Origin of the sequence: Alkalibacterium indicireducens, assembly GCF_039522005.1 — a bacterium.
Classification (GTDB): Bacteria; Bacillota; Bacilli; order Lactobacillales; family Carnobacteriaceae_A; genus Alkalibacterium; species Alkalibacterium indicireducens.
In genome coordinates this window covers 1-4,850 of sequence record NZ_BAAADA010000028.1, presented here as the reverse complement: position 1 = coordinate 4,850, position 4,850 = coordinate 1, and the positions used below count along the sequence as shown (strand labels likewise).

Genomic DNA, 4,850 nt, shown 5'->3' with positions numbered 1-4,850 from the left:
GTGTACGGAACCGTACGCACGGTGGTGTGAGAGGACGGTAAATAAATTAATTATTTACCTCCTACTCGATTTCTCGATTAAACTGTAAGTATCATGTATGGTATAATTATAGAATGAAAGCAACAATGAAAAAGAAATCAAAGGGGCGCATTATGAAGAATTTACAAGTAAAAAAACTGGCAGCCAGTCGGATACAAAAAGGGTATCCGGCTTTAGAAGACTATGATTTCAAAGATAAGGACCAAGTTGTAGAAGGCGACTTTGTGAGACTGGTAGACAGCTCCCGCAAGTTTGTCGGGCTTGGCTATATTGGAGACGAGAAAAAAACAGCCGGATGGGTACTGTCTCTAGACGATACTGACAAGCTTGACATATCTTTTTTCGATCGTCAGTTCAGAATTGCACGGAAGAAACGGACCCCATTTTATGCAGATAAACTGACGACTGCTTTCCGATTCTTTAATGGAGAAGGCGATGGAATCGGTGGGATAACGGTAGACTATTATGATGGGTATTATGTCTTTACATGGTACAGCGAAGGGATTTACCAGCATAGAGACATGATTCTGGATGCATTCAGAATGGCTGTGCCTGACTACAAGGGAATCTATGAAAAGCTGCGCTACCCATCAGCTTCATTCAAGTCAAAATTTGTAGACGGAAAACAGGCAGACGAGCCAATGACTATTTTAGAGAATGGGATTCGCTACAATGTCTACCTGGATGAAGGATGGATGACAGGGATCTTCCTGGATCAGCGAAATGTCAGAAGAAAAATCATGGAAGATCTGGGTATGGGCCGTAAAGTACTCAACGCCTTCAGTTATACTGGTGCCTTTTCAGTCGCAGCCGCAATGGGAGGTGCATCAAAAACAGTCAATGTTGATGTAGCAAACAGAAGTAAGGGAAGAACTAGAGAACAGTTTGAATTGAATGGGTTGAATCCGGATGATCATGAAATCCGAGTAATGGATGTTTTTGATTATTTTGACTATGCCAAGAAGCATCAACTGCGCTTTGATCTGATTGTTCTTGATCCACCAACTTTTGCCAGAACTAAAAAACGAACGTTCAGCGTAGATAAGGATTATTCTGAACTCGTAAAAGATGCAGTAGAGGTACTGGCTCAGAACGGTGTACTCATTACTTCTACAAATGCCTGGAGCGTCAGTAGAGATGACTTTTTTGAAATGGTCAACGATGCACTGGAAGAGCTTCAAGTAGACGCGTATCTGATGGATGAACATGATCTGCCAGATGACTTTGCCGTCAGCAGAGCGTATCCCGAGGGCCACTATCTTAAAGTGTTTGTGCTTGAACGGACAAACTAAATTAACTATATAAGTGTAGACGTTCTGCAGGTTGACCTAAGAGGATAAACTGCAGGGCGTTTTCTTGTAGTACAGGAAAGGCTGAGCCTGAGTGATTATGGACGCTTAACGGTAAAATGAACGGTCCATGTAGTTATGATTTTTTCATGAAAAATTATGTTCTTTAAGCTAACTTATACTAAAGGGCTCTATAGGTATGCTAAAATAGTAGGGCATATGTAGAAAGGAAGATCGTGATGACCGCTTATATCAGTGTTAAAGACGAAGTAAAGAAATACAAATCTGGAGAAACAGAAGTGATTGCAAACGACAAAATCACTTTCGATATTGAAAAAAATGAATTTGCTGTAATCGTCGGTCCTAGTGGTGCAGGAAAAACAACTGTTCTGAATATTCTAGGTGGGATGGATGCTGCAGATGGAGGAGAAGTCATTATAGACGGAACCGATATTGTGGGCTTCGACCAGAAACAACTGACTGAATACAGGCGCAACGATGTCGGATTCATCTTTCAGAATTACAATCTGATTCCTAACCTGACTGCGAAGGAGAATGTTGAATTGGCAGCTGAGATCTCACCTGATGCTCTTGATGCGGAGGAAGTGCTCATAAGTGTCGGACTGGAACATCGGATGGACAACTTTCCGGCTCAGCTATCAGGAGGAGAACAGCAGAGGGTGGCTATTGCCCGGGCCCTAGCTAAGCAGCCTAAGTTGCTTTTATGTGACGAACCCACCGGAGCACTGGACTACGAAACTGGAAAGAAAGTTCTCGACCTTCTCAGCCGTTCAAAAGAAGAATATGGAGCAACGGTTGTCGTCATTACTCATAACCGTGCCATTGCTCCAATGGCTAATCGAGTGATCGACATCAATAATGCTAAAGTCAGAGAAGTCACCATCAATGAACAGCCTCAGTCTGTTGAAAGCATTGAGTGGTAAGCAGATGCCGAATAGAATTGAGGGGATAAGATGAAATATCGAACAGTTTGGAAAGACACTTTAAGAGAAATCTGGCGGACCAAGACCCGCTTTCTGTCTATTTTCGCCATCATTATGCTGGGCGTTGCCTTTTTCGCTGGCTTGAGCGCAACGGGGCCAGTCATGGTCCATACTGCCGGAGACGGTCAATGAAATTGCACTGGATAACACGAACAGCTATTTGGGCGACTATAAAATCGGGGATACAGTTCAGATCGAAGAAGGTACACCGGACGAGTATGAAGAAAATTTTTCTGAAACAACTTTCGAAGTAGTGGGATTTGTCAATCATCCTCGCTATATTGAGCGGATGGAACGTGGCAACACCCAAGTCGGGACAGGTTCTCTGGATGGCTTCGCATTGGTACTGGAAGAAGTGTTTGATATGGAAGTACATACAGACGCCTATTTACTTTTTGAAAACGCACGCGAGTATGATGTGTATTCAGAAGACTATGATCAGTATATTGATGAGCGCACAGAAGAAGTCGAAGCATTGCTAGCAGATCGTCCTTCCGAACGCTATGAGGCACTCGTTGAGGAAATCGAAGAAGAAATCAGTGACGGCTATTATGAAATCGAGGAAGCGCGACAGGAGCTGGAGAATGCCGAGCAAGAACTGGAAGACGCCCGAATTGAAATTGAAGAAGGGGTTGAAGACTACGAAGAAGGACTTGATGAGCTGGAGCAGGAAGAAGCAGACGCCAGAAGAGAAATCGAAGATCAGCGTGCTCAGCTGCAGTCCGCTCTTGCTGAAGTGGAATCAAATAGACAACAGCTTGAAGCAGCTCAGATAGAAGATCCACAGACCTCCACTGAACTTAATGCTCAGGAAGAACAGATCCAGCAGGGACTGGCCGAACTGGAACAGGCAGAAAATGAGCTTGATACTGAAATTCAGGAAGCGAGTGCTGAACTGGAAGACGCCCGCGTTGAGCTTGAAGAGGCACAAGAAGAGTATGAAGAGAGGCTTGCCGAGTTCGAAGAAGAACAGGAGAGTACAGAAGAAGAGATAGCAGAAGCAGAAGCAGACCTGGCAGAAGCCGAAGAGGAACTTGCTGATCTGGAAGAGCCGGAATACTTTATTCAGGATCGGATGTCCTTTCAGGGCTACGGAGAGTTTGATGAAAATGCAGAACGGATCACAGCAATTGCGCAGATCTTTCCTGTCTTCTTCTTCCTGCTTGCGGCACTGATATCGCTCACAACAATGACTAGAATGGTCGATGAGGGAAGAAATCAGATTGGAACACTAAAAGCTTTAGGTTATGGAAACTTTCCTATTGCGATGAAGTATTTCGTTTATGCCTTTATCGCAACAGTTGCAGGTGGAATTATAGGTCTGCTACTAGGGTACTGGATCTTCCCAACTGTAGTAATGGATGCCTACAGTTCAATGTATAATCTGCCATCCGCAGATACACAGTTCTACTGGAGTTACGCCGTCATTTCAATTACAGGTGCACTCCTTGCAACAGGTTTATCGACACTCGTATCCGTTCGACTATCACTGAGGAGCAACGCAGCTACCTTGTTGAAGCCAAAAGCACCTAAAAAAGGTAAACGGATCTTCCTGGAATACATGCCATTTATCTGGAATCGGTTCACCTTTACTCAAAAGGTTGCGTCGAGAAATCTGTTCAGATATAAGCGTCGCATGCTCATGACTTTATTTGGAGTGGCTGGTGGAACTGCACTGCTTCTTACTGGGTATGGACTTTCCGACTCGATTGGAGATATCGGAGAGATACAGTTTGGAGAAATCAATCTGTACCAGGCTATTGTCTCAGAGAACACTGATGCCAGTGAAATTCAGGTCGAAGAGTATATAGAGACACTTGAATCCTTAGAAGGGCTGGAAGGGCACCTACACGTCAGTCAGGATAATGCCTACGCAGAAAGAGACGGGGAATCTCACGATATCAATCTATTTGTCCCAAGCGAACCGAGTCGGATGGAAGAGTTTGTTGTCCTTCGTGATCTGGATGATGAATCGGTTACCTTTGATTTACCTGAAGAAGGAGCCATCATCACTGACAAACTGGCCGACCTGCTGAATGCTGAGGTCGGAGATATCATTACTGTAGAAACTAATGATTCAGATGTGTTTGATATCGAAGTTGAAGAAATAGTTGAACACTACGTTCAACATTATGTTTATCTGTCACCTTCAGCCTATGAAAAACTCATGGGAGAAGAAGCTGAGTACGATACACGCTTATTGAGGTATGATACAGAGGCAGTCGACGACGATAAGCTGGGACAGCAGCTGACAGCTGAAGATGCTGTTCAAGGTGTGGCATTCGCCGCCGCGATCGAAGACGCGTTCCAGGATTCGATGGATAGTCTGGATGTAGTGACCATTGTCCTGATCGTTTCCGCAGCTTCACTGGCCTTTGTTGTCCTATACAATCTGACAAACATCAACGTTTCTGAACGGATACGCGAACTGTCTACCAGTGAACTACCCACCACTTAAATCCTCCGGATTTTGAAGTGGGGGCTTCCTACGAACTCCATTCTTGTCTGCACAGGTTTC

The 4,850-nt window shown here is 44.4% G+C and carries 4 protein-coding genes; all 4 read left to right on the top strand.

Going from position 1 to position 4,850, the window contains the following annotated elements:
- Positions 1-125 precede the first annotated feature (125 nt).
- Positions 126-1,331: a class I SAM-dependent rRNA methyltransferase gene (locus ABFX15_RS02080; RefSeq protein ID WP_346023875.1), complete on the top strand. Its 1,206-nt coding sequence runs from the start codon at positions 126-128 to the stop codon at positions 1,329-1,331.
- 236 nt (positions 1,332-1,567) lie between these two features.
- Positions 1,568-2,272 carry an ABC transporter ATP-binding protein gene (locus ABFX15_RS02075; protein WP_091265974.1) on the top strand — a complete coding sequence of 235 codons (705 nt, stop codon included), beginning with the start codon at positions 1,568-1,570 and terminating at the stop codon, positions 2,270-2,272.
- A gap of 30 nt (positions 2,273-2,302) precedes the next feature.
- Entirely contained in the window at positions 2,303-2,464 is a 162-nt protein-coding gene (locus ABFX15_RS02070) for a hypothetical protein (RefSeq protein WP_346023874.1), read from the top strand.
- Between the two features lie 28 nt (positions 2,465-2,492).
- A complete protein-coding gene (locus ABFX15_RS02065; protein WP_346023873.1) occupies positions 2,493-4,790 on the top strand; it encodes an ABC transporter permease in 2,298 nt (765 codons plus the stop codon).
- Positions 4,791-4,850: the final 60 nt, after the last annotated feature.